This is a genomic window from Lentzea sp. NBRC 102530 (assembly GCF_030269365.1).
Lineage (GTDB): Bacteria > Actinomycetota > Actinomycetes > Mycobacteriales > Pseudonocardiaceae > Lentzea.
On record NZ_BSTF01000017.1, the window covers coordinates 58076 to 81815 of the forward strand.

The 23740-nt window shown below is 70.2% G+C and carries 23 protein-coding genes; 15 read left to right on the forward strand and 8 right to left on the reverse strand.

What is annotated here, in order from left to right; all coding sequences use genetic code 11:
- Positions 1-63 precede the first annotated feature (63 nt).
- Genes QSK25_RS35385 through QSK25_RS35395 form a run of 3 tightly spaced genes read left to right on the forward strand, consistent with a single transcriptional unit; the run spans position 64 to position 2556 of the window.
- Positions 64-1269 (forward strand): class I SAM-dependent methyltransferase, encoded by a 1206-nt coding sequence (locus QSK25_RS35385; protein ID WP_285644845.1) that lies wholly within the window; start codon positions 64-66, stop codon positions 1267-1269.
- A 7-nt stretch (positions 1270-1276) separates the two neighbouring features.
- On the forward strand, positions 1277-2332 hold the full coding sequence (locus tag QSK25_RS35390; protein WP_285644847.1) for a histidinol-phosphate transaminase: 1056 nt from the start codon (positions 1277-1279) through the stop codon (positions 2330-2332).
- Positions 2333-2349: 17 nt separating this feature from the next.
- The gene (locus tag QSK25_RS35395; protein WP_285644848.1) at positions 2350-2556 is read left to right on the forward strand and encodes an MbtH family protein; all 207 of its coding nucleotides are present in this window, start codon (positions 2350-2352) and stop codon (positions 2554-2556) included.
- Between the two features lie 3 nt (positions 2557-2559).
- Here the strand turns inward: QSK25_RS35395 and QSK25_RS35400 are convergent, their stop codons facing one another.
- Both QSK25_RS35400 and QSK25_RS35405 read right to left on the reverse strand, forming a co-directional pair.
- Entirely contained in the window at positions 2560-3408 is an 849-nt protein-coding gene (locus QSK25_RS35400; protein ID WP_285644849.1) for an ArsR/SmtB family transcription factor, read from the reverse strand.
- 612 nt (positions 3409-4020) lie between these two features.
- Positions 4021-4500, reverse strand: a complete 480-nt coding sequence (locus tag QSK25_RS35405) for a MarR family winged helix-turn-helix transcriptional regulator (RefSeq protein ID WP_285644850.1) — start codon at positions 4498-4500, stop codon at positions 4021-4023.
- A 64-nt stretch (positions 4501-4564) separates the two neighbouring features.
- On the opposite strand from QSK25_RS35405, the gene QSK25_RS35410 reads away from it, so the two are divergent.
- Together QSK25_RS35410 and QSK25_RS35415 are read left to right on the forward strand one after the other, a co-directional pair.
- The gene (locus QSK25_RS35410) at positions 4565-5959 is read left to right on the forward strand and encodes an LLM class flavin-dependent oxidoreductase (RefSeq protein WP_285644852.1); all 1395 of its coding nucleotides are present in this window, start codon (positions 4565-4567) and stop codon (positions 5957-5959) included.
- Positions 5960-6016: 57 nt separating this feature from the next.
- A complete protein-coding gene (locus QSK25_RS35415; protein WP_285644853.1) occupies positions 6017-6493 on the forward strand; it encodes a hypothetical protein in 477 nt (158 codons plus the stop codon).
- Between the two features lie 99 nt (positions 6494-6592).
- Here QSK25_RS35415 and QSK25_RS35420 read toward each other — a convergent pair whose 3' ends face one another.
- Genes QSK25_RS35420 through QSK25_RS35430 form a run of 3 tightly spaced genes read right to left on the reverse strand, consistent with a single transcriptional unit; the run spans position 6593 to position 10708 of the window.
- Entirely contained in the window at positions 6593-8677 is a 2085-nt protein-coding gene (locus tag QSK25_RS35420) for a M6 family metalloprotease domain-containing protein (RefSeq protein WP_285644854.1), read from the reverse strand.
- Between the two features lie 55 nt (positions 8678-8732).
- Positions 8733-10046, reverse strand: a complete 1314-nt coding sequence (locus QSK25_RS35425) for a sensor histidine kinase (protein WP_285644856.1) — start codon at positions 10044-10046, stop codon at positions 8733-8735.
- On the reverse strand, positions 10043-10708 hold the full coding sequence (locus tag QSK25_RS35430) for a response regulator transcription factor (protein ID WP_285644858.1): 666 nt from the start codon (positions 10706-10708) through the stop codon (positions 10043-10045). Before QSK25_RS35430 ends, QSK25_RS35425 begins: the two co-directional genes overlap by 4 nt.
- A gap of 152 nt (positions 10709-10860) precedes the next feature.
- On the opposite strand from QSK25_RS35430, the gene QSK25_RS35435 reads away from it, so the two are divergent.
- Positions 10861-12078 carry a bifunctional glycosyltransferase family 2/GtrA family protein gene (locus QSK25_RS35435; RefSeq protein ID WP_285644861.1) on the forward strand — a complete coding sequence of 406 codons (1218 nt, stop codon included), beginning with the start codon at positions 10861-10863 and terminating at the stop codon, positions 12076-12078.
- Complete coding sequence (locus tag QSK25_RS35440; RefSeq protein ID WP_285644863.1) at positions 12075-14066, forward strand: ArnT family glycosyltransferase; 1992 nt, start codon at positions 12075-12077, stop codon at positions 14064-14066. Before QSK25_RS35435 ends, QSK25_RS35440 begins: the two co-directional genes overlap by 4 nt.
- Here QSK25_RS35440 and QSK25_RS35445 read toward each other — a convergent pair.
- Complete coding sequence (locus QSK25_RS35445) at positions 14021-14170, reverse strand: hypothetical protein (RefSeq protein WP_285644864.1); 150 nt, start codon at positions 14168-14170, stop codon at positions 14021-14023. The genes QSK25_RS35440 and QSK25_RS35445 overlap by 46 nt on opposite strands.
- A gap of 173 nt (positions 14171-14343) precedes the next feature.
- On the opposite strand from QSK25_RS35445, the gene QSK25_RS35450 reads away from it, so the two are divergent.
- The 3 genes from QSK25_RS35450 to QSK25_RS35460 are packed head-to-tail and all read left to right on the forward strand — an operon-like array spanning position 14344 to position 17442.
- Positions 14344-15654, forward strand: a complete 1311-nt coding sequence (locus QSK25_RS35450; protein WP_285644866.1) for a DUF2252 domain-containing protein — start codon at positions 14344-14346, stop codon at positions 15652-15654.
- A gap of 43 nt (positions 15655-15697) precedes the next feature.
- The gene (locus tag QSK25_RS35455; RefSeq protein WP_285644867.1) at positions 15698-16840 is read left to right on the forward strand and encodes a glycosyltransferase; all 1143 of its coding nucleotides are present in this window, start codon (positions 15698-15700) and stop codon (positions 16838-16840) included.
- Complete coding sequence (locus tag QSK25_RS35460) at positions 16837-17442, forward strand: TetR/AcrR family transcriptional regulator (RefSeq protein WP_285644868.1); 606 nt, start codon at positions 16837-16839, stop codon at positions 17440-17442. Before QSK25_RS35455 ends, QSK25_RS35460 begins: the two co-directional genes overlap by 4 nt.
- Positions 17443-17502: 60 nt before the next feature.
- Here the strand turns inward: QSK25_RS35460 and QSK25_RS35465 are convergent, their stop codons facing one another.
- Complete coding sequence (locus QSK25_RS35465) at positions 17503-18450, reverse strand: GGDEF domain-containing protein (RefSeq protein WP_285644869.1); 948 nt, start codon at positions 18448-18450, stop codon at positions 17503-17505.
- A gap of 216 nt (positions 18451-18666) precedes the next feature.
- On the opposite strand from QSK25_RS35465, the gene QSK25_RS35470 reads away from it, so the two are divergent.
- The 5 genes from QSK25_RS35470 to QSK25_RS35490 all read left to right on the forward strand — a co-directional run bounded on the left by QSK25_RS35470 (position 18667) and on the right by QSK25_RS35490 (position 22951).
- Positions 18667-19374, forward strand: coding sequence for a hypothetical protein (locus QSK25_RS35470; RefSeq protein WP_285644872.1), 708 nt, complete (start codon positions 18667-18669; stop codon positions 19372-19374).
- A 64-nt stretch (positions 19375-19438) separates the two neighbouring features.
- Complete coding sequence (locus QSK25_RS35475; protein WP_285644878.1) at positions 19439-19996, forward strand: hypothetical protein; 558 nt, start codon at positions 19439-19441, stop codon at positions 19994-19996.
- Positions 19983-21197, forward strand: coding sequence for an MAB_1171c family putative transporter (locus QSK25_RS35480; RefSeq protein ID WP_285644883.1), 1215 nt, complete (start codon positions 19983-19985; stop codon positions 21195-21197). Before QSK25_RS35475 ends, QSK25_RS35480 begins: the two co-directional genes overlap by 14 nt.
- On the forward strand, positions 21198-22565 hold the full coding sequence (locus QSK25_RS35485; protein ID WP_285644885.1) for an NAD(P)/FAD-dependent oxidoreductase: 1368 nt from the start codon (positions 21198-21200) through the stop codon (positions 22563-22565). It begins immediately after the preceding gene.
- On the forward strand, positions 22565-22951 hold the full coding sequence (locus tag QSK25_RS35490; RefSeq protein WP_285644887.1) for a hypothetical protein: 387 nt from the start codon (positions 22565-22567) through the stop codon (positions 22949-22951). The genes QSK25_RS35485 and QSK25_RS35490 overlap by 1 nt, the downstream gene beginning before the upstream one ends.
- A 274-nt stretch (positions 22952-23225) precedes the next feature.
- Here the strand turns inward: QSK25_RS35490 and QSK25_RS35495 are convergent, their stop codons facing one another.
- Positions 23226-23699: a VOC family protein gene (locus QSK25_RS35495; RefSeq protein ID WP_285644889.1), complete on the reverse strand. Its 474-nt coding sequence runs from the start codon at positions 23697-23699 to the stop codon at positions 23226-23228.
- Positions 23700-23740: the final 41 nt, after the last annotated feature.

Below are 23740 nucleotides of genomic sequence, written 5' to 3' on the forward strand. Positions count from 1 at the left end.
CCCCGGTGGGCCCGCCGTTGAAGTCTTGTTCGGTCAAGGGTCCGGCGGCAACGTGTTTAAGCCGTGCCCAAAAAGGACCACCGCCACAGCGGCGGCGAGCTGGGAGTTTCGGTGGTGGCTAAAGGTGGTGGAATCCTGCGGCGTCCTGCGCAAGGCTGGTGTCGCCGGGCAACCGTGCCGTTCGCAGTCTGCGCACGGCAATGTCCGCGATGGACCGGACACGTTTTCCGGCTTTCCGAAAATCGGAGTCGCGGCGCGCCGCGCGACAGGAGGCTGTCCATGACCAGCACGACCACGCGGGCGACCGCGCAGATCTTCAACTCCGCGGTGGCCGCGTCCGCCATCGCGGCGGCCTGGGAAATCGGGGCTTTGTCGGAACTACGTGAGTCAGGCACGCTGAAAGTGCCGGAATTCGCCGCCAAGAACGATTTGCACGAGGAGTCGACACGCGGCCTGTTCGTCGCGCTCGCGAGTGTCGGGGTGGTCAGCAGGGACGGCGACACGGTCGTGCCCGGCGAGCAGTTCGATGAGGTCTACCAGGCGAAATCGCTCTTCCACTGGCTCATGCGGGGGTCAGCCCCGCTGTTCGCCGAGATCCCGTCGGTGCTGCGCAACGCCAACCGCGACGGTGCTTACTACCGCCGGGACGCGGCCGCGATCAGCGCCGCCTGCCGGGAGGCCAACACGCAGTTCTACGACCCGGTTTTCTGGCCGGTGCTCGAAGGGATCGATTTCGACCCGGTCGGCGTGGTGGACCTCGGTTCGGGAAGTGGTGAGCGACTCATTCAAATCCTGAAGCGCCACCCGCAGGCACGTGGTATCGGAATCGACATCGCCGGTCCCGCGATCGACATGGCGAGGACCGAGGCCGACCTGCAGGGCGTGGGCGACCGTCTTTCGTTCGTCGAAGCCGATGTCCGGAAACTCGAACCGGCGCCGGAATTCGCCGATGTCGACCTGCTCACGTGTTTCATGATGGGCCACGACTTCTGGCCGAGGGAACGCTGCATCACCTCGTTGCATCAGCTGCGCAAGGCATTCCCGAACGCGCGCAGGTTGTTGCTCGGCGACAACGTCCGGACCACGAACGTGCCGGACGACGAAATCCCGGTGTTCACCCTCGCGTTCGAATTCGGGCACGCGATGATGGACGTCTACCTGCCGACGCTGGACGAGTGGCTGGACGTCTTCGACGAGGCCGGCTGGAAGTGCGTCGAGGCGCACCGCGTCGAGAGCCTCGCCGGGGCCGTCGTGTTCGAGCTGAGCTGAGGCACCGATGACCGTCCTGCTCCGCCCCGACCTCGACGCGCTGCCGCTGTACCAGCAGCTGCCCACGGCCGCGCGGGTCCAGCTGTCCAACAACGAGACCGCCTTCCCGCCGTTGCCGCGGGTGGCCGCCGCGCTCACCGCGGGCCTCGCCGACATCAACCGGTACCCACCGGTCAGCCCGCACACCACCGCCACCCGCCTCGCCGAGCACCTCGACGTGCCCGCCGGGTCGGTCGCCGTGGGCGCGGGCTCGGCAACCCTGCTGCTGCAACTGATGCAGGCTGTGGTGCACGGTCCGAGCAGCATCGTCTACGGCTGGCGCTCGTTCGAGGCCTACCCGATCCTGGTGCGCGTCTCGGGCGCGGAGGCGCGACCGGTTCCACTGACCGGCGACCTCGTGCACGACCTCGACGCCATGCTGGCCGCCGTCACGGCGACGACCCGCATGATCATCATCTGCAATCCCAACAACCCCACCGGAACCGCGCTGCACCGCGACGCGCTCGCGAAGTTCCTCGCCGCCGTGCCCGAGCACGTCGTCGTGGTGCTGGACGAGGCGTACCGCGAGTTCGTCACCGACCCGGACACGCCGGACGGGCTGGAACTCGTCCGCGAGGCCGCCGGGCGCGGCAACCTGGTGACGCTGCGGACGTTCTCGAAGGCGTACGGCCTCGCGGGCCTGCGCATCGGGTACTGCGCGGGCCCGATCGACCTGATCCGCGCGGTCACCAAGGTCGGTGTCCCGTTCAGCGTCAGCACGCTGGCCGAGACCGCCGCCCTGATCAGCCTCGACTCCGCCGACGAACTGGCGCAGCGGTGCGCACTCGTCCGCACGGAGCGCGACCGCGTCGGCCAGGCGCTGCACGGACTCGGGCACGAGTTCCTGCCGTCCCAGGGGAACTTCCTCTGGCTGCCGCTCGCGGACCGCTCACCGGCGTTCGCCGCCCACTGCGCGGCCGACGGCGTGATGGTGCGCCCGTTCGGCACCGAGGGCGTCCGGGTCACGATCGGCAGCCCGGCGGACAACGACGCGTTCCTCGCGGTCGCCCGCACGTTCGCTTGACCCACAAGGAGAAACCGATGAGCAGCAACCCGTTCGACGACCCCGACGGCACGTTTCTCGTGCTGGTGAACTCGCCCGGCCAGCACTCGCTGTGGCCGCAGTCCATCCCGGTGCCCAGCGGGTGGACCGAGGTCCACGGGCCGGGCACCCGGCAGGACTGCCTGGACTACGTGTCGGGCCACTGGACCGACCTCCGTCCGCGCGAGGCCGTCGCGCGGACGTGACGCTCACTCACCAGCCGCCGCTTCCATGAACTGGTACGTCGTGTACTCCAGCAGCGCGGTGCCGAGCGGCGTCACGCTGTGCTGGACGGTGTTCCGGTTGCGGCGGCTGGTGATCAGGCCGGCCTCCCGCAACACCGAGGTGTGCTGGCTGATGCTGGCCGACGAGATGTTGAGCCGCTCGGCCAGCTCACCCGTGGTCGCGCTCTCCACGAGCTCCTGCAACACCGCCGCACGCGTCCGCCCCACCAACGCCCCGAGCGCCTGCTCGCCGCGTTCGGTGACGTCCCAGAACGCCGCCGCCGCACTCGCGGCCGCGGTGACGGGCGGCGCGGCGAACACGAGGATCGGACTCGACTCCGCCCACTCCGCACCGATCAGCACGGCGGCGGAGTTGTCGTGCAGGAACAACGACGGCGCCAGCAACAACCCGCGGCCCTTCAGGTGGACGTCGACCTCCCGTTCGTGCGGGACCTCCAGCACCGAGCCCCGCCACCGCACCCGCGGGTGCAACGTCCCGAGGAGACGTTCGACCCCTCCGGTCATCGCGAGCCGGCCGCGCACGTCGCGCACCGTCTCCAGGTAACCCCGCACCTGCCGCCAGTACGGCGACACCGCGACCCTGGCGAACCCCTGGGCGGTCTCCACGACCTCCTCGCGGCTCAGGCCGGCTCTGCCGAGCGCGCGTTCGTCCGCTTTGAACCCTCCGTCGACGAGCCACAACAGGTCGGGAACGGGCTTGAGCACCTGCGCCATGCGTTCGACCCGACCGGCACGCCTCCCGAGCCGTTCGCTCACGCGCTCGCGCCAGATCCCGAAGAACCCTCCCGTCCTGTTCCGTCCCAGCGATTCCATGGCGAACACGGTTTCCGCACCCATGCCCAACGTCGCCGAGACTTTCACCCGTGCGAGGTCTTCGCTGGTGAAATGAATCCTCTGCAACTCTGCCCCCCGGTCGTTGGCCCGTTCGGCGGACGCGATGCACGCGAGCGCCGCCGAACCGGGACCACCTCTATGTGGGCTGAACGGAGCACGTGAGGGTAAAGCGCCTCACCGCTCTTCTTTAGCCACACACCAACAGAGCCCCTGATCCCCCAAGCGCGGGTACACGTTCCCCCAGACCGCGCGCCAGGTGCGTCGATCACAGCCTACATACCTCACCGGGAATCTGCCGCCGATCATTGAACCGGGCCAAAGCAGCGCAAGCGCGTACTCGATTTTTAAGCCAGAACTGAAACAGCCACACGCCTGCGACCTGCGCATACCACACTTCTCGCCCTTGTCACGAGCTTTTGCACCGTACAGCGGAGAGATCGCCGCCACATCAGTCGGCAGGCCCGCCAACCTACTCATGAATAAAGTAAAAACTTCACTCATGCGTGAAGTTCGGCTCAACTCGTCCGATTCACGGATGACCGTCGTCGAAATCGCACTTCAGAACTCGCGATTGCCCCGGAAACGTCCACTTCAGACACCTTCGGCGATGTCCTGGACCACCTGACACGCACTCGGCACCGGATCCAGTTCGTTCACGTGCCCTGCCAGCCGGCAGAGCAACTCCTTGAACGCCTTCCGGTCCCCCGCCGGCAATCCGGACAACACGTGCGCCTCGGCGTGCCCCAGCCGTGAATCGAGTTCGGCCAATCGAGCCCGGCCGACCTCGGTGGCGACGACCAACCGGGTCCGGCGGTCGGCAGGGGCGGGCCGGCGTTCCACGAGCGACGCCCGCTCCAGGTCGTCCAGCAGGTAGGTCATGACCGTCCGGTCGATGCCGAGTTGCTGGCACAGCGCGGACTGGCTCTCGGGCCGGTCGCGGGTGGCGGCGGTGAGGATCTGGTAGCCGCGGTGGCCGCCGGGCAGGTCGCCGACCGCCTGGTTCGTCGCCTTGACGTAGGCGCGGAACACCACACCGAGGGTCCAGCCGAAGTCGTCCTCAAGCGCGGTCACCCGGCCAATGATAGCCACGACAGAACGTCTGTTGAACAGAACATCTGCGTGGCATACTTTCGGCATGACAGACTACGGCCACGCGCTGGAGTTCGGGGTGTTCCTCCCACCCGGTGCCGCCGACTTCGGCACCACGCTGCGACTGGCACAAGCCGCTGACGTGCGAGGACTGGAACTCGTCAGCATCCAGGACCACCCGTACAACGCGGCGAACCTCGACACGTGGACGTCGTTGTCGGTCATCGCCGCGTCCACCACCAAGGTCCGCGTGTTCCCCAACGTCGCGAACCTGCCGCTGCGGCCGCCGGCCGTCCTTGCGCGCGCGGCGGCGAGTCTGGACATCATCAGCGGCGGGCGCGTCGAACTCGGGCTCGGCGCGGGCTCGTTCTGGGACGCCATCGCCGCGATGGGCGGCCCGCACCGCACCCCGCCGGAGTCCGTCGAGGCGCTGGCAGAGGCCATCGCGGTGATCAGGGCGCTGTGGACGCCCGGCCGCGGGGTGCGCCTGCAGGGCGAGCACTACTCGCTGAACGGCGCGCGCCCCGGCCCGTTCCCCGCCCACGACATCGGCATCTGGCTGGGCGCCTACAAGAAGCGGATGCTCCAGCTCACCGGCCGCGTGGCGGACGGCTGGCTGCCGTCGAGCCCGTACGCGCCGCCGGCCCAGCTCAAGGCGATGAACGCGATCATCGACGAGGCCGCGCACGACGCCGGTCGATCGCCGAAGGACATCCGCCGCATCTACAACATCGGCAGCGAGTTCACGCCGCAGCAACTCGCCGAGCTGGCGCTCCGGGACGGCATGAGCGGGTTCATCGCGATGATCGGCACCGAGGACGAGCTGCGGGCGTTCGCCGAGGAGACGGCTCCCGCCGTGCGCGAGATCGTGCAGAAGGAACGCGGTGGCAAGCTCCCGTGGGACGAGTCGACCCGCCCAAAAGCACCGGCGCCTGAAGCGGACGCCGTCTACACCGCTTCGGGCAGGGCGCTCGGCCGCCAGCTGGTCGGCGTCCACAACCACCTGCGCGACGAGCTCACCAAGGTCAGGTCGATCGTCGACCAGGCCGCCGCGGGGATCATCGACGTCGGCCAGGCGCGCGACGAGATCAACACGATGACCATGCGCCAGAACAACTGGACGATGGGCGCGTACTGCGAGAGCTACTGCCGTCTCGTCACGATCCACCACACGCTCGAGGACACGAGCCTCTACCCGCAACTGCGCCAGGGCGACGGACGGCTCGGTCCCGTGCTCGACCGGCTGACCGAGGAGCACCACGTCATCCACGAGGTGCTCGAACGCCTGGACGCCGCCCTCGTGGCGACGGTCGCGGAACCGCACCGGATCGCCGAGGTGAAGGAGTCGGTGGACCTGCTGACCGACACCCTGCTGTCGCACCTGTCCTACGAGGAAGGTGAGCTGCTCGAACCGATGGCGCGCATCGCGTACCACCACTGAGTGCACTTCGGCGTGTGCGGCGGCGCGCGACCGTCCACTGCCAACAGACTGGGGTGCGTGGACACCAGGAAGCGAGTCGATCCCGTACGCCGCGGTCGCACCATCCTGGGGGCGTCGCTGCTGCTCACAGCCGTCTTCGCGGGAGGAAGAGCCGCCGCCGGGTTCAGCCACGCGGCCGACACCGAGTCCGCGATCCGCGCGAAGGACGGCATGGACGTCACGATCGCGCTGCACACCGGCATGACGTACGCGTGGCTCGCGTTCGCCGTGCTGACCGCGATCGCCGCGCTTCCGTTGCTGCTGGGCGGCTCTGGGCGCACCTTCGCGGCCGGTGTCTGCTACGCGCTCGGCCTGCCGTTGCTGCTGTTCAGCATCGGCGTGATCCCGCCGGTGCCGACGGTCCGCACGCTGACCTGGATCGCGTGCGGGACCGTCGTGCTGCTGGCCTGCTTCGTGATGCTGACGTCGGGACCGGTACCCCCGCAGCGAGCGGTTCCGGACCGGCGCAGGCCGGTCCGGAGCCGTCCCCGCTAGCGCCCCGAGCAGACCTCCGCCGACGACACCCCGGCGTGTCGCACCCAACACGCCTCGCGCCAAACGGCACGCGGCTTGGGTGGGTGTCCGGCGTGGGCGCTACCGGCTCGTCACCGTGCAGGTGGCGGTCGCGGACCTGCCGGGGTTGCTCTCCGACACGGCCGTCAGCGTCACCTTCGACATGATCGGGCCGTTGCCGCGCTGCGCGTGCACCGGAACGTCGACCCGGCCGCCGAACTTGGCGGTCGCGAGGGCGTTCGGCACCGAGACGGTCCAGCCGTTCTCGGCCTTCGCGCTCACCCGGTAGACGTCACCGTCGAGGTACTGGTCGACGGGTTCCGGGTGCTGGCCGCCGGGCGTCGCCGCGCGGCCGGTGTTGGTGAGCGGGAAGCGGCACGTCGCCACGCCCGACGAGTCGGCACGGGCGGCGGTCGGCGTGACCCGCACGCCGCGCTGCTGCGGCCCGGCGCCGTCGAGCGAGCGGATCGCCACGGTGTACGCCAGCACGCCCTGCGCGTCCCGCTGCACGTCGAGGACGTAGAAGTGCAGGCGGTTGGCGGTGTCGACGAACTCGAACTCGCTGCCGGAGTTCGTGCCGGCGTGGAACAGCGCGTCCGAGAGCTGGCGGTAGTCGCCGACCGTGATCGGGACCTTGGTGCCGTCCGGCAGCACGTAGTCGGTCATGCCGATGTCCTGCGGGTTCGCGTCGATCACCCACGTGAACGGTGCCGCGTCGGCGTTCTTGGTCTTGGCGAGCAGCACGCCGGAGTCCGGGGTGAACGAGTCGGCGCCCATCCGGTCCACGACCTCGAGCGTGTAGTTGTTGTAGCCGCCGCCGTCGCAGAACGGGTTGGTGGAGACGTTGCAGGACGGCGTCTTGTCCCCGGTGCCCAGCGCGAGGTTGATGCCCGTCAGGCCGGTGGGGCCGGGGTTGACCTCGCGGGCGGTGATCTTCGCGATGACCGTGCCGGAGCCCGCCAGCGCCTCCCGCGACAGCCTCAGGACGTTCTTCTCGTCGATGATGCCGAGCTTGATCCGGTTGCGGAAGGTCTGTTGCGAGCCGAGCGAACCGCCGCCGGTCGCCGGGATCGTCCAGCGCGAGTGCGGGCCGCCGGGGCCGTTGAACGAGCCGCGCGACAGCATGTCCCACGGGCCGCTGTAGTCACGGCGCGGCGGGTTGCCGTACGGGTTGTTGTAGTTGTCGCCGATGCCGAGGATGTGGCTCAGCTCGTGCGCGTAGACGCCCTGGCCGGAGCTCTCGGCCTGCGTCGACGAACCACCGCCCGCGTTGGGCCAGATCGAGGAGCCGGCCGCCCACGACGTCCAGTCGACGTACCGGGTGTTCGACCAGTTCGGCAGCGCGGGGTCCGGCGGGCCGAAGTCGTCGGTGACGTCCTCCTTGGTCCGGAACTTCATCATCCCGAACTCCTGCCAGGTGCCGGACTCGTCCTGGCCCGCCGACAGGTAGTAGATGAAGTCGTAGCCCGCCGGCACCTCGGCGCCCGCGTCCGCGACCCACGCCGCCCGGCCGTCGGTGCGGATGTTGCGGTTGCAGTTGTCCCCGGCGGGACAGGCCGTGCCGCCCTGGAACTCCATGGCGTACTCGTGGTCCTTGCCCGGCATCGTGTACGGGCCGAACGCCTTCAGCTCGACGCCGTAGCGCCCGCCGGAGGTCTCCATCCAGTACTCGTGCACGGTGTGGCCGCGGTTCAGCGAGTTCGGCTTGTTCAGGAAGTCCTGGTAGAACTGCCCGACCTGCTCGCGCGGCACGTTCGCGGCCTCGGCGCTCGGGTTGCCGAACACCGTGGAGTTCTTGGCCTGCGTGACGACGAACGGCTGGTTCGGGTAGTCCAGCAGGACGAGCGCGCCCTTGAAGTTGCGCACCGATCCCTTGACCGACGGGTCGGCCCAGTTGGTGCCGGGAATCTTCTTGTAGTCCCGTTCCCACGTCATGTGGTCGGGGTTGACCCAGTTCTGCGGGTCGATCGGGCCGGGGAACCCCGCCTGGGACAGGACGCGCGCGGAGTCCCTCGTCTGCTGCCAGGGCTGTTGCTGCGGCCAGTGGTCGTACTGCCAGTGGTTCGCGGGATCGGCGGGGGCGGCGGCGGAGTTGCCGACGGTGACCATCGCGATCGAGAGGAGCGCGGTGATCAGCAGGGCAGGGCGCCGGTGTGTGCGCTTCATGCCAACACCGTGGTGCAGAGCGGGTGGTGCTAAACACCCGTCGATCGTCTGCCGCTCAACGGAACTCGGGCAGATCCACGCGAACGGACGCACCGCGCGGTCCCGGTTCGAACCGGACGCTCCCGCCGTGCACGGCCACCACGTCGGCGACGATCGCGAGGCCCAGTCCCGATCCGGGCAGGCGGCGGGCGTCCGGGGCGCGCCAGAACCGTTCGAACGCGGCGTTGCGGTGCTCGAACGGCACGCCCGGTCCCTCGTCGCTGACGGTGAGCCAGCCGGGTTTCGACCGGACGGTGATCGTGGAGGACGGCGGGGAGAACTTCACGGCGTTGTCGAGGAGGTTGAGGACGCTGCGTTCCAGCGCGCCGGCGTCGCCGACCACCGACCAGTGCTCGCGGTCGACGTCGAAGACGTGGTCGCGGGAACGGCTGCGGGCGCGCCGGACCGCCTTGTCGATCACCTCGGCGACCTCGACGTCGTCCTGCGCCAGTTCGCGGTCGTCGCGGGCGAGCACGACGAGTTCGGTGACGAGGTCGCCGAACTCCTGGCTCTGGGCCTGGAGGCGGTCGAGGACCTCGGTGCGCTGGGGCAGCGGTCTCCCGGTGCGTTCACTGCGGACCAGCAGGTCGATGTTGGTGCGCAGGCTGGTCAACGGGGTGCGCAGCTCGTGCGCGGCGTCGTCGACCAGGTCCTTCTGCCGCCGTCTGGACTCGGCGAGGGCGGCGGTCATCGACGCGAACGCACGCCCGAGGCGGCCGACCTCGTCCCTGCCGTCGACCTCGACGGGTGTGGCGAGGTCCTCGGTGCGCGCGATGTGTTCGGCGGCGGCGGTGAGGCGTTCCATCGGGGCGAGGGCGCGGCGGGTCAGCCAGAGCCCGGCGCCCGCGGCGAGCAGCACGCCCAGGATCGACACCGCCGCGAGGACACCGGCCAGGGTGGTGAGGGTGCTGTCGATCTCGGCGGTGCTGCGGCTGAGGATCAGCACGTCACCCGTGCCGATCGGCTGGACGAGGATCCGCGCCGGGGCGCCGCTTTCGGTGACGCCGTCGCGGAACATCGGTGTCGTGACGAGGTCACCGGCGGTGGTGACGACCGGGTCGACGCCGGGCGGGGCGCAGGTGTGCCCGTCGACGCCCAGGGTCTGGATGCCCTGCAACACCTGCTGGAGTCCCTGCGGCGGCGCGGGGTCGTCGCAGCGGATCTTGACGCGGGGCGGCGGTGTGCTGGCGAGCAACGACTTGTCGAGCTGCGAGCGGAGGTTGTGCTCGGTGGCGATCCAGGTGACGACGCTGATGCCCGCGATCGCGACCGCCACGACGAACGCGGTGATCAGCGCGAGCTTGCCGCGCAACAGGACCGGGCTCCTCACGGTGACTCGCGCAGGATGAAACCCATGCCCCGCACGGTGTGCAGCAGCCTCGGGCGGCCACCGGACTCGGTCTTGCGGCGCAGGTAGCCGATGTAGACGTCGAGCAGGTTGGTGCCCTGGTCCTTGCCCCACACGGCGTGCTTGAGGTGCTTCTTGGTGAGCAGCCGGTCCGGGTCGTTCAGGAACACCGCGAGCAGGTCGAACTCGGTCGGCGTCAGGTCCAGCCTGGCGGTGCCGCGCAGCACCTCGCGGGCCTGCGGGTCCATGCTCAGGTCGGCGAACCTGAGCAGCCGCGGCGCGGTGCGGCGGCGGTTCTGCTTGAGCAGCGCACGCACCCTGGCCAGCAGTTCTTCCAGCGCGAACGGCTTGACCAGGTAGTCGTCGGCACCAGCGTCGAGGCCGGTGACGCGGTCGCCCAGCGCGTCGCGGGCGGTGAGCATCAGCACGGGCAGCCGGACGCCCGCGGCCCTGATCCGCCGGCACGCCTCCGAGCCGTCCAGGTTCGGCATCATCAGGTCGAGGATGGCCAGGTCGGCGTGCCCGACGAGGGGCAGCGCCTCGGCACCGTCCGCGGCGGTCGTGACCTCGTAGCCCTCGAACTCGAGGCTGCGCCGCAGACTGTCCCGCACGTCGGGGTCGTCGTCCACCACGAGCAGTCTCATGCTCGAAGACGGTAGGGCGCCTCGCTGTGAGCCAGCTGTGCATCCGCGCTCTCACGATTCTCTCAGCGCAACCCAAGGACGTTCTCACAGAAGGATCAGCAGGCTCGGTCCCACAACGGTCACAGCTGTGTCCACAGTGGAACGGAGATGGCATGACGGTGAGCACCGCACAGGCCACGGGGACGGTCGACATCATGATCCCCGTCTACAACGAGGAACGGGCCCTGCCCGGCTGCGTCGAGGTGCTGCACGCGTTCCTGAGCGAGCAGTTCCCCTTCGACTGGTCGATCGTCGTCGTCGACAACGCGAGCACCGACGGCACGCTGGAGGTCGCCTGGAACCTCGCCTCGAAGTACGAGCGGGTCCGGGTGCACCACCTCGACCGCAAGGGCCGCGGACTCGCGCTGCGGGAGTCGTGGGGCGCCAGCGAGGCGGCCGTGGTCGTCTACATGGACGTGGACCTGTCGACCGGCCTGGACGGGTTGCTGCCGCTGGTCGCGCCGCTGCTCAACGGCCACTCCGACCTCGCGATCGGCTCCCGGCTCGCCCCCGGTTCGCGGACCGTGCGCGGGCCTCGCCGGGAACTGGTGTCGCGCGCCTACAACGCGTTGATCAGGATGACGCACGGGGCGAAGTTCAGCGACGCCCAGTGCGGGTTCAAGGCGGCACGCACCGAGGTCGTGCGGCCGTTGCTCGGGCAGGCCTCCGACGACGCCTGGTTCTTCGACACCGAACTGCTGCTCCTCGCCGAGCACAACGGGTTGCGGGTGCACGAGGTGCCGGTCGACTGGGTCGAGGACGTGGACAGCCGGGTCGACGTCGTGCGGACGGCGCTGGACGACGTCAAGGGCCTGATCCGGGTGGCGCGGGCCAAGGCCAACGGAACGGCGCTGGTGACCGGGTTGCCGCAGCGACCGCTGCCGCGCGCCATCCACCCGGACGCCGTGCTGAGCCGCAGTTCCGGCGGGCTCTCCTGGCAGGTGCTGTCGTTCGCGGTGATCGGGGTGATCTCGACGTTGGCGAACCTGGCCCTGTACGGGATGTTCCGGCTGTGGTGGCCGGTGCTCGGGGCGAACCTCGCCGCGCTGGTGATCACGACCTTGTTCAACACCGAGGCGAACCGGCGCTTCACCTTCACCGCCCGCAACGCCTCCCGCGGCAGAACGCACCTGCAGGGGTTCGTGGTGTTCGGGCTGTACTACGCGTTCACCTCGGCCGCGTTGCTCGTGCTGCACGCGGTTTCGGCCTCACCGCCGCGCACGCTGGAACTGCTGGTGCTGCTCGGTTCCTCGGCGCTGGGCACGGTGGGGCGCTTCTTCCTGTTGCGGAGCTGGGTGTTCCGCAGGACCGAACGAAAGGACGTTCGATGACCGCCACTGCTGCAGTGGCTCCACCGGCCGCACCGCCGGACCTCGCCAGCCGTTCCCGTTGGCCTGCTTGGGCTTTGGTCTTCATCTGCGTGCTCGCCGGGGTGCTGTACGGCTGGGCGATCTGGGGCGGGCAGGTCGGCAACTCCTACTACTCCGCCGCCGCCAAGTCGATGTCGACGTCGTTCACGAACTTCCTGTTCGGGTCGTTCGACCCGGCCGGGGTGGTGACGGTCGACAAGCCGCCGATGGCGTTGTGGCCGCAGGCCGTCTCCGTGTGGCTGTTCGGGTTCAGCGGGTGGGCGGTGTTGCTGCCGCAGGTCGTCGAGGGTGTGGCGGCGGTGTTCCTGCTGCACCGGACCGTCCGGCTGTGGGCGGACGAGGGCGTGGCCCTGCTCGCGGCGTTGATCCTCGCGTTGACGCCGATCACCGTGGCGATCAACCGGGACAACAACCCGGACACGTTGCTGGTGCTGGTGCTGGTCGCGGCCGCCTACGCGTTCACGCGGTCGGTGCGATCGGTGGAGGCTCGTCCTCGCACGAAGTGGTTGCTGTGGTGCGCTTTCTTCGTCGGGTGCGGGTTCCTGACGAAGATGTTGCAGGCCTGGATCGTGGTGCCCGCGTTCGGATTGGCTTACCTGGTGGGGACTTCCGGGGCCTGGCGGCGGAAGGTGCTGGACCTGCTCGCGGCGGCCGGGGTGCTGGTGGTGTCGTCGTTCTGGTGGGTGGCGCTGCACGCGTTCTGGCCCGGGTCGAAGCCGTACATCGGCGGGAGCACCGACGGCGGGGCCTGGGACCTGATCATCGGGTACAACGGGCTGGGGCGGGTGTTCGGGGGCAGCGGGAACCGTGGTGGCGGGCCACCTTCGGGCCTGCCTTCCGGCGCTGTGCCCACCGGCCAGGGCCCGATGGAGTTCGGCGGCCCCGGCGGTGGCGCGATGTTCGGCGGCCAGCCCGGTGCCACCCGCATGTTCGACGCCTCCGTCGGCGGCCAGATCTCCTGGCTGCTGCCCCTCAGCCTGCTGGTCCTGGTCGTCGTCGCGGTGGCGGGTGTGCTGCGGTGGCGCCGAGGCGTTCCCGGCGCCCCGGCCGAACGCGCGGGCTGGTTCCTGTGGGGCGGGTGGCTGCTGATCACGGCGGCGGTGTTCAGCTTCGCCCAGGGCATCTTCCACCCCTACTACACGACGATGCTGGCACCGGCGATCGCGGCGATCAGCGCCGCCGGGCTGGTGATGTTCTGGCGTGCCAGGAGTTTCGTGCGGTTCCTGCTGCCGGTGTCGGTGGCGGTGACGGCCGGGTGGGCGTTCGTGGTGGTCTCGCGCGACCCGTCGTGGCACGGCTGGCTGCGGTGGGCGGTGCTCGCGGTGGCGTTCGCGGCGGTCGCGGTGCTGCTGGCCGGACTGCGCCGGACCGGACTGGTGGCGGCCGTGGTCGCGGTGTTGCTGGTGCCGGCGGTGTGGTCTTCGGCGACCGCCGCGACGGCCGGCACCAACGGCGTGATGCCCGCGGCCGGGCCGGTGCAGCGCGGCGGCGGCATGCAGTTCTACACCGGCGGGCAGCCCCCGCAGGACGGCGACCGGCCCGCCCGTCCGCAGATCGGATCGCCGCCGGGCGGTCGTGAGCTGACCGACGAGCAACGGCGGATGCTGGCCTACGCCAGGGAGAACAGCGGTGGCGCGGAGATCACCCTGGCCGTCGCCGGGTCCGCGCAGATGGCGTCGCCGTTCATCATGGGCACCGACGAGGTGGTGATCGGCATGGGCGGGTTCTCCGGCTCGGACGACGCGCCGTCGGTCGGCCGGCTGGAGTCCTGGGTCGCCTCCGGAAAGCTCAAGTACGTGCTCGGCACGGGCGACCGGATGGGGGCGCGCGGTCCCGACGGCCGCGGTGACAACGGCCGCCAGGAGTGGATCGACGCGCACTGCTCCGAGGTGGACCCGAGCGCCTACGGCGGTTCGTCGGGCTCGAAGCTGCTGGAGTGCCGGGTGTGACGGTCGAATCCGTCCCTGCCCGGTTCCTCGTCACCGGCCTGCGGGTGCGCCGCCTCGAGCACGCGGCGCACCTGCTCCTCGCTCGCTCCGAACATGAAGCACACGCCGTCGACGCTAGGCGCGCGTCCGTGCGCCGGGCTTCTCGATTCCTGCTCGCTCTTCCGTTTTGCGAGGCCTCGCACCCGAACGCACGCCGAACCGGAGACGAAATTTGCATGCGCACGCCTCCGGCGGCGCTCCGCCGTGTTGGGATTCGCACCCGGAGAGAGGGGCACCCATGACCGACCGCGGCGACCAGATCGTGCACGTGCTGGAGGAGGCGTTCGCCGACCTCATGTCCGCCGACCCCGCCGCGTTCCGGCACAAGTTCCGCAAGATGGCGGCCGAGCCGTTCACCTTCTACCGGGGCAGCGCCTGCCTGTTCTACGCCGACATGGCCGGCCTGCCCGACGAGTGGGCCGACGACCGCACCGGCCGGGTGTGGATCCAGGGCGACCTGCACGCCCAGAACTTCGGCACCTACATGGACTCCGAGGGCACCCTCGTCTTCGACGTCAACGACTTCGACGAGGCCTACCTCGGTTCGTTCACCTGGGACCTGCGCCGCTTCGCCGCCTCCATGGCGTTGCTCGGCTGGCGCAAGGCCCTGCCCGACACCGTGATCACCGAGCTGATCACCACCTACCTGCTGTCCTACGTCTCGCAGGTCCGCTCGTTCGCCGACCACCCCGGCGACGAGCTCTTCAGCCTCGGCCTGGACAGCACGGAAGGCGCCCTGCACCGCGTCCTGCAACGAGCCCGGCTGGCCACCCGGATCGGCCTGCTGGACGACAAGACCACCATCGTCGGCTACGAACGCCGCTTCCGCCGCGACCGCGAGGGCACCCACGAACTCTCGTCCGACGTCCTGGCCCAGGTCTCCGCGGCCTACGAGTCCTACCTGGACACCATTCCGACCGGCAAGCGGGCGTCGTCGCGCACCTACGCCGTCAAGGACGTCGTCGGCCGCAGCGGCTTCGGCATCGGCTCGGCGGGCCTGCACGCGTACAACATCCTGGTCGAGGGCCGCTCCCAGGCGTTGGAGAACGACGTCGTGCTCTCCATGAAGCAGGCCAACATCGCCGCGCCCAGCCGGATCGTCCCCGACGCCCGGATCCGCGAGTACTTCACCGACCACGGCCACCGCACCGCCGTCTCGCAGCGCGCCCTCCAGGCCCACGCCGACCCGTGGCTCGGCCACACCCAGATCGACGGCGTCGGCTACGTCGTCGCCGAACTCTCGCCCTACGAGGCGGACCTCGACTGGTCGGACCTCACCGAGCCCGCCGACATGCTGCCCGTGCTCGACTACCTGGGCCGCGCCACCGCCAAGATGCACTGCGTCTCCGACTCGGACTCGGCGCAGACCCTCGTCGACTTCCAGTGCGAGGAGGCGATCGCGGCGGCCATCGGGGACCGCGACACCGACTTCGTGGCCTCGATCGTGGAGTTCGCGCTGGACTACGCCCGGCAGACCCGCGAGGACCACCGGCTGTTCGTGGACGCGTTCCGGGACGGCCGGATCAAGGGGGTCGGCGCCACCGCCTAGGCTCACCGGGCGTGATCCAGGCGACACTGTCCACATTCGTTAGATGCGTACTCTGATCAATATGCGCATCCTCTTCTCCAGCGTTCCTCAGCACGGTCACCTGCTGCCCCTCTTCCCGCTCGCCCGCGCCTTCCGTGAGCGCGGCCACGACGTCGCCGTGCTCACGGCGGCGGGGATGGCGCCGGTGGTCGCGGCGCAGGGGCTCCGGCACCTGCCGGCCGGACCGCTGCCGGACGTGTTGTTCGCCGAGGTCGCCCGGCGGACCGGAGCCGATCCCGCCGGTGCGCCCACGCCGGAGTCGGTGGCGGAGTTCTTCGCGGGCACGCGGATCGACCTGACCGCGGACGAGGCGTTGACCGCGGCGGCGGAGTTCCGGCCTGACCTGGTGGTGGCCGAGTTGTGCGACTTCGTCGGCCCGCTGGTGGCCGCCGCGTCCGACGTGCCCGTGGCGACGCTGGCGTTCGGGCCGCCGTTGCCGCCGGTGTTCACCGACGCCATGGACGACCTGGCCCGCACCCGGCACGAGGCCAGAGGGCTCGCCTGGCGGGAGCGGACGTGGCTGCTCGACACGTGGCCCGCGTCCATGCGGGCCGACGAGTGGCAGCAGCCCGCCGGGTGGCTGCCGCTGCGCCCCGAGGCGTTCCGGGAGCCCGCAGCGGCCGGGGGCGAGGGCGTGCCGGTGAGCGGGCGGCCTCGGGTGCTCGTGACGTTCGGGACCTGGTTCAGCGACCCCGCGAAGCTCAGTCCGCTGGTCCGCGCGCTGTCCGAACTGGACGTCGACGTCGTGGTGACGCTGGGGCTCGCGGCGACGGCCGAGCAGTTCGACGTCGACCGGGAACGGGTGCGGTTCGTCGGGTTCACGCCGATGGAGGAACTGCTGGACGGCGTGGACGCCGTCGTCACGCACGGAGGCGCGGGAACCACCGCCGCCGCGTTGCTGAAGGGCGTTCCGCTCGTGGTGCTGCCGCAGGGTGCCGACCAGTTCTTCCAGGCCGAGCGGGTGGCGGCGGCTCAGGTGGGCGTGGCGCTGGCGCCGCCCGCGCAGACGCCCGACGCGGTGGTGGAGGCTGTGCGCGGGGTGCTCGCGGATGCGAGCATTCGGGAGAACATCGTCACCGTGGCCAAGGAGATCGCCGCCATGCCGGACGCGCACGAGGTGGCCGCGCAACTGGAAGCTGGTCCATGACTCGGTCCTACCACTCCCCGCGCCGCGCGCAGGACGCCGCCGACACGCGGCGGGACATCCTGCGGGCGGCTGCGGAGTTGTTCTCCGCCAACGGGTACGCGCGGGTCACGGTCGCGGAGATCGCCAAGCGGGCGGGCGTGGCACCGCAGACGGTGTACACGAGCGCGGGGAGCAAGTCGGAGATCCTGCACAAGGTGGTCAGCGAGTCGATCGCCCGCAGTGACGCGGCAGCGGTGATCGAGGCGATCCGGGAGACCGAGGGGATCGCGGCCGCGCTCACCGTGCTGGCCAAGGGCACCCGGATGGGCAACGAGAGCGAGCAGCAGGTCGTCGAGGTGCTGTTCGCGGCGTTCCCGGTGCACGAGGACGGGGCGGCGTTGTGGGAGCACAGCACCCGGAGCTACCGGCGGGCGCTGCGCGAGGCGGCCGAACACCTGGAGGGCAAGGGACTTCTCCGGATGGACGTCGAACGGGCCACGGACGTGCTGTGGTTCTGCTTCGGGTTCGGGGCCTGGCGGACGCTGGTCAAGGAGTGCGGCTGGTCCTGGGACGACGCCGAGAAGTGGTTGGCGCAGCAGGCCATCACCACGTTCACGCACTGAGCCGCGATCTGTCCGCACGGCACCAGAAGGCACCTGTGGTCGGGACCGGGGACGCAGTCCCTAGTTGACCCTGCCGTGGTGCCGGTTCGTCCAGGCGGCGACGGCGGGCAGCACGTCGGTGATCCACTCGCGGGCCGCGGCCGTCAGCTCGTAGCGGGACGCGCGGCGGAGCACGAAGCCGTTGTCCTGCAGGCGTTCCAACGTCATGATCACGCGCGGGCCGAGGACCGCGATCAGCTCCTCCGCCGACTTGGCGCCGTCGGACAGGCCGACCAGGACCTGCGGGAGCTGGTCGCTGCTCATCAGGTCCTGCAACGCCAGCAGGTGGTGCAGGGCCGCGGAGTCGGTGCGTTCGGTCGCGTGGGTGCTCGGGTCGTGCACCTGGACGCGGGCGCGGCCGGCCCGCTTGGCGCGCTGCAGGGCCGCGTCGGTGTCGCGGACCAGGTCGAGCAGCGAGTCCTCGGCGGAGGGCACGTGCGCCGCGACACCGATGGACGCCGTCTGGCCGTGCAACGTCAGATGGTGGCCGTCGTTGGTGGTGATCTCGGACTGCAACGCGCGCACGCCGCGCAGGATGCGTTCGGCGACCAATGCCGCTTCACCGCCCGTGGTGCGCGGCAGCAGCACGAGGAACTCATCGCCTCCGTAGCGGCACACGAGGTCCGTCGGTCGCGTGTGGGCGGTCAGCACGGCGGCGACGTCGGACAGCACCACGTCGCCCGCGGGGTGGCCGTACTCGTCGTTGATCTTCTTGAAGCGGTCGAGGTCGACCATCAGCAACGCGACGTGTTCCCAGCGGCGTTGCGCGCGGCGGTACGTCCCGGGCGCCTGGTCGTCCCAGCCCCACCGGCCGAGCAGGCCCGTCAGGCGGTCGGTCGCCCACGCGCCAACGGGTTGTGCGCACGAACCACACCGCGAGGGAGCGCTCTCGTCGTGCAGCCGCAAAGAACCGCGGTCCGCCGGCAAGCCCATTCGCTCCGCCGGCAAGCCCATTCGCACAGTCGCCATGAGGTCCCCCCAGACTTCAGTTCCGACCGGCCCGATCTGCCCCTTTCAACTGAAGTGACGTCGTTCGGATCAAACGCGACACATCAGTGCAAGCGGCGGAGTGTGATCATAGGACTACGGTCAGGTGGATTCAACCCCTGTGATGTCATATGATCTCTTGGTTCCACAGCAGTGGAACGATCACTGGGCCCTGAGTCGCTCCAGCGGAGGTGTGGCGTGAGGCCGTTCGCCGAGGTCCTCAACGAGCTGTGCACCAACCCGCCCGACAACCGAGGCAAGGTCACCAACGTAGCGCTTGCCGCCGCGGTCAAATCGCGGGGTGGGGACATCGGGCACGGCTACATCTCACAGCTGCGGCTCGGCGTGAAGGACAACCCCACCTGCCAGGCGATCGTCGACCTCGCCGGCGCGCTCGGCGTGCACCCCGCCGCGTTCCTCGGCGGGCGCCGTGACCTGCACGCGAACGAGAGACCGGGGTGGCGCGCGGCGGCGTTGAGCACGCTCTTCGAGGCCGTGCACCCGCCGGACCGCGGGCCGTGGTCGCCCGAGGAGGTCGCCGCCGCGATCAGCGCGTCCGGTCAGTTCGGCAGCATCTCGGCGAGCTACATCCGTGAATTGTTGAGCAATACAAGTGACAATCCGCGACTGAAGCACATTCTGGGGCTCGCGGATCATTTCGGCGCCGACCCCGCGTACTTCTTCGACGACGACCTCGCGGCGAAAGTGGATTCGGAGCTGACGGATTTCCTCGCTCTGCGCGAACTCGGCGTCGTCGAATTCGTCACCCGTCTGGCCGAACGGACGGGCGATCTCTCCCCACAGGCCCGCGCCGCTGCGGTAGAAGGATTCCGGCAGGCGCTCGAGGGCGGCGAGGGGTGGTCGTTCCCGCTGAACAGCCGCCGTACACCTGCGGACCACAATTGATGACGACGACGGCGTGAAGATCTCGGCCTGGACCGCTGCAGACGACATCGAGAGGAGGCGACGGGTGAACCGCAGGAAGCTGCGCAAGCTGGTCGACGAGGTCGCCCGCGACCTCGACCTGCCGCCCGACGCCACGCACCAGGAGGCGAGCCGCCGCGTCTGCGAGCTGATGAGCGAACGGCTGGGGCGCCCCGTCGACGTCCGGTTCGCCGCCATCACGAACGCGGTCTGCCTGAGCGGCGCGACCGCGTTGCTGGAGAACGGCACCTACCTCGTCATCTGCGCCGACTCACCGTCCTGGTACCACCGCCTGCACGTGCTGCTGCACGAGTTCGCGCACGTGCTGCTGAAGCACCAACCCGTCGCGCTCACCCGGGACGAGGGCATGCGCCGGCTCGCACCGAGCCTCCTGCCGAGGATGGCGAAGATCATCGCCGGTCGCACGACGCTGACCGAGGACGAGGAGCGCGAGGCCGAGAACCTCGCCGACCACCTGCTGGAAAGGCTGACCGAACACCGGGTCTGGGCCGACACGGCCGCGACCGAGGAACCCGCGCACGTGCGCCGGGTGGCCGAATCGCTCGAGGGAAGATCTCGCTGGGTGCGTCGTGGCGATCTTTAACCTGATCTACCTCTCCTGCGGCATCGTCGGCCTGCTCCTCCTCGCGTACAAGATCCGCGCGTTGCGGTCGAGCTGGGGCAGCCCCCGGGTCGTCGCGCTGATCTCGACCGTGTTCTTCTCGGCGTTCGCCGTGCTGTTCGCGGCGCCCGCCAACATCACCTGGATCAACTGGGCCTCGGGCGTGCCGAACTTCGCCGCGCTGCTCGTCTACAGCCTCGTGGTGTGCTTCGCCGGGGCGGCGTTCGCGCTGGTGCTGTACTGGCGCTACCCGGCGGCCCAGGCGTGGCAACGGGTCCGGCTGATCGTCGTCAGCTACACCACCATCGTCGCGGCCATGATCGTGCTGTTCTTCAAGTCCGAGGTCGACGAGGAACGCCAGATCGACTTCGACACCCACTACGCGACGCAGCCCACGATCGCGGTGTTCCTGTTCATCTACCTCGTGGCCACGATGGTCGGCTGCGGCGGTCAGGCGTACCACTGCTGGCAGGGTTCGCGGGACCCGGCGATCTCCGCGCGGCCGTGGCTGCGGCTCGGGCTGCGCTGGTACTGCGCGGCGGCGTTGTTCCCGATGGCGTTCGCGGTCATCAAGCTGTTCGTGCTGCTGATGGACTGGGCGGGCGAGCGCAGCTTCGACGTCCTGAGCACCACCGCGCCGCTGATGGCATCGCTGTCGATGATCCCGCTGGTGATCGCGATGGCGCTGCCGGTCTTCGGTCCGCGCCGCCCGTCGCCGTCGCTGTGGCTGCGGCGCTGGCGCACGTACTTCGCGTTGCGGCCGTTGCACCGCGCTTTGGTGCACGTGAACCCCGGCATCGTGCTGGTGGCGCCGGGCAAGTTCCTCAACCCGCACCACCGCGTGCGGCGGCAGATCATCGAGCTGAACGACTGGCGCTGGGCTTTGACGCCCTACTTCGACCTGAACGTCGGCGAGGCCGCGTCGTCGCGGGCGGCGCAGGCGGCGCTGACCAAGGACGAGGTGGCCGCCGTCGTGGAGGCCGCCCAGCTGCGCGCCGCCGGGACGTCCGGCCGTTCGAAGCCCGCGCAGCGCCGGCCCGCCTCGGAGATCGTCGACGGCACCGACCTCGCCACCGAACACGACAGGTGGGTGCGGATCTCGCGGGCGTACCAGCACTCGCCGATCGTCGACGCCGCCGTCGCCGATGCGGCACGGGTGCAAGCAGCAGGGGGAATGGATTAGATGGCACCGACACACGCCGTGGTCCTCGGCGGCGGACTCTCCGGCATGCTCGCGGCGTCCGTCCTCGTCCGGCACTTCGACGAGGTCACCGTGGTGGAGCGGGACAAGCTCCCCGAGGGTCCCGCGTCCCGTTCCGGCGTCCCGCAGGCCCGGCACGCCCACCTGCTGATGTCCGGTGGCGCGCGGGCGATCGAGACGCTGCTGCCCGGCACGCTGGACGCGTTGTTCGAGGCCGGCGCCCACCGCATCGGCGTGCCGAACGACCTGGTGTCGCTGAGCGCGCAGGGGTGGGTGCCGCGGTTCCCCGAGATGCAGTTCATCGTGTCGTGCAGCCGCAGCCTGCTCGACTGGGTGGTCCGCTCCCAGGCGTTGCGAGACGACAAGATCTCGGTGCTGACCGGCACCGAACCGGTCTCGCTGCTGGGGTCTTCGGACGCGGTGACCGGGGTGGTGGTCGCGGACCGGGTCTCCCAGGCGCAGACCACTCTCGAGGCCGACCTGGTGCTGGACGCCTGCGGGCGTGGTTCGCGGCTGCCCGCGTGGCTGGTCTCGCTCGGGCTGCCCGCGGTGCACTCGGAGAGCGTCGACTCCGGTCTTGCTTATGCCACGCGGATCTTCCGGGCTCCTGCCACGGCCGTGTCCGGGTTCCCGATCGTCAACGTGCAGGCGAACCCCCGCGACCCGCACCCCGGCTGCACCGCGACGTTGCTGCCCATCGAGGACGGGCGCTGGCTGGTCACGCTGTCCGGCACGCGCGGCGGCGAACCCACGACCTCGGAGTCGGAGTTCGTCTCGTTCGCGCGCTCGGTGCGCAACCCGGTGGTCGGCGACCTGATCGCGGACGCCGAGCCGTTGTCGCCGGTGTACGGGTCGCACAGCACGGCGAACCGGCGGATGTTCTTCGAGCGGCTGCGCGCCTGGCCCGCCGGGTTGCTGGCGCTGGGCGACTCGGTCGCCACCTACAACCCCGTGTACGGGCACGGGATGTCGATCGCGGCGCAGAGCGCCGAGGTGCTGGACGCAGGACTGGCCGCCGGGCAGTCGGCGCACCAGGTCCAGCGCGGGATCGGCAAGGTGGTCGACGGCGCCTGGGCCATGGCCACCAACCAGGACATCCTGTATCCGGGTGCGGTGGGCAAGCCCCTTCCGCTGGCCGGGCGGGTGTTGCAGCGGTACGTGGACCGGCTGGTGCGCACGGCCACCACGGAGGCGGCGGTGACGCGGGCGTTCCTGGACGCCTTCACGTTGTCTGCGCCGATGGCGAACTTGTTGAGCCCCAAGGTGTTGTGGGCGACCCTGCGCGGGCCCCGGTCGGCATCTCCGGAGCCGACGCTGACCGAGGACGAACGCGAGCGGGTGACCGGCTGATGTACGACCTGCAGGCCGCCATCGCTCCGGCCGGGGTGCTCGGCGACGGCGCGGTGCCGCTCGCCCAAGGCCTGGAACTGCTGCCGCTGCCCGACGGTCCGGGGGAAGCACGGCCCGCGGAGTGGTCGACGCGCGGGCCGGTCGCGCTCGTGGACGCGGAGTACTTCGGTGGCGTGGGCACGCAGCGGGCCGAGGTCTGGGACCAGGGCCACCTCGTGCTCGGGCCGCTGGTGCGCGGGCACGGCGACCCGCCGCCGGACGTCTCCCCCATCTCGCTCGCCCTCCGGCGGCTCGGTGCCGTGCGCGGCGAGCACCTCGACGAGTTCGACGCCGTGGGGCTCGGCCGGCACCGCGACACCAGCCGCTGGGTGACGTCCGCCGACTGACCTCGGCCGGTACCGCGACACCAGCCGCTGGGTGACGTCCGCCGACTGACCTCGGCCGGTACCGCGGCACCTGCCCGCTGGGTCACGTACCCGCCGCGCCACCAGCCCGGCAGGCCACCCGCCCGCCACGTCACCAACCCGGCAGGCCACCCGCCCGCCACGTCACCAACCCGGCAGGCCACCCGCCCGCCACGTCACCAACCCGGCAGGCCACCCGCCCGCCACGTCACCAGCCAGCCGCGTGACGTGCCCACCGCGGCACCAGCCCGCCGCGTCACGCCTGCGGGGTGAACACCGCGCTCTGCACGTAGTTCATCGCCTCGACGAACACCGGGTCCGTCATCCGCGCGGTCATCTCCTCCGGCGTGGGCTGGGCGACCCGCTGGTGCACCCACCAGAGGTTGCCGCAGGGGTCGGCGAAGCGGCTGACCCTGTCGCCCCAGAACAGTTCCGTGGGCTCGGTGACGACCCTGGCACCCAGTTCCACCGCCCGGCGCAGGACCTCGGCGTCGTCGGCCACGTAGAGGCGCAGGAAGCCCGGGGTCGGGGTCCAGTCCGGCTGGTCGAAGAGCATCACCACCGAGTCTCCGATGCGGACCTCGGCGTGGCCGATGTTCGGTGCCTCGCCGACGCGGCCGAGTTCGGTGGCGTCGAAGACCTCGACGATGAAGTCGATCAGGTCTGCGGTCCGGCCACGGCTGATCAGCCACGGCGTCACGGTGTGGTAACCCTCGGGCACAACGTTCATCGGTCTCCCCTTCGAGTTCGGTGAGGAAGACCGTATGGCCC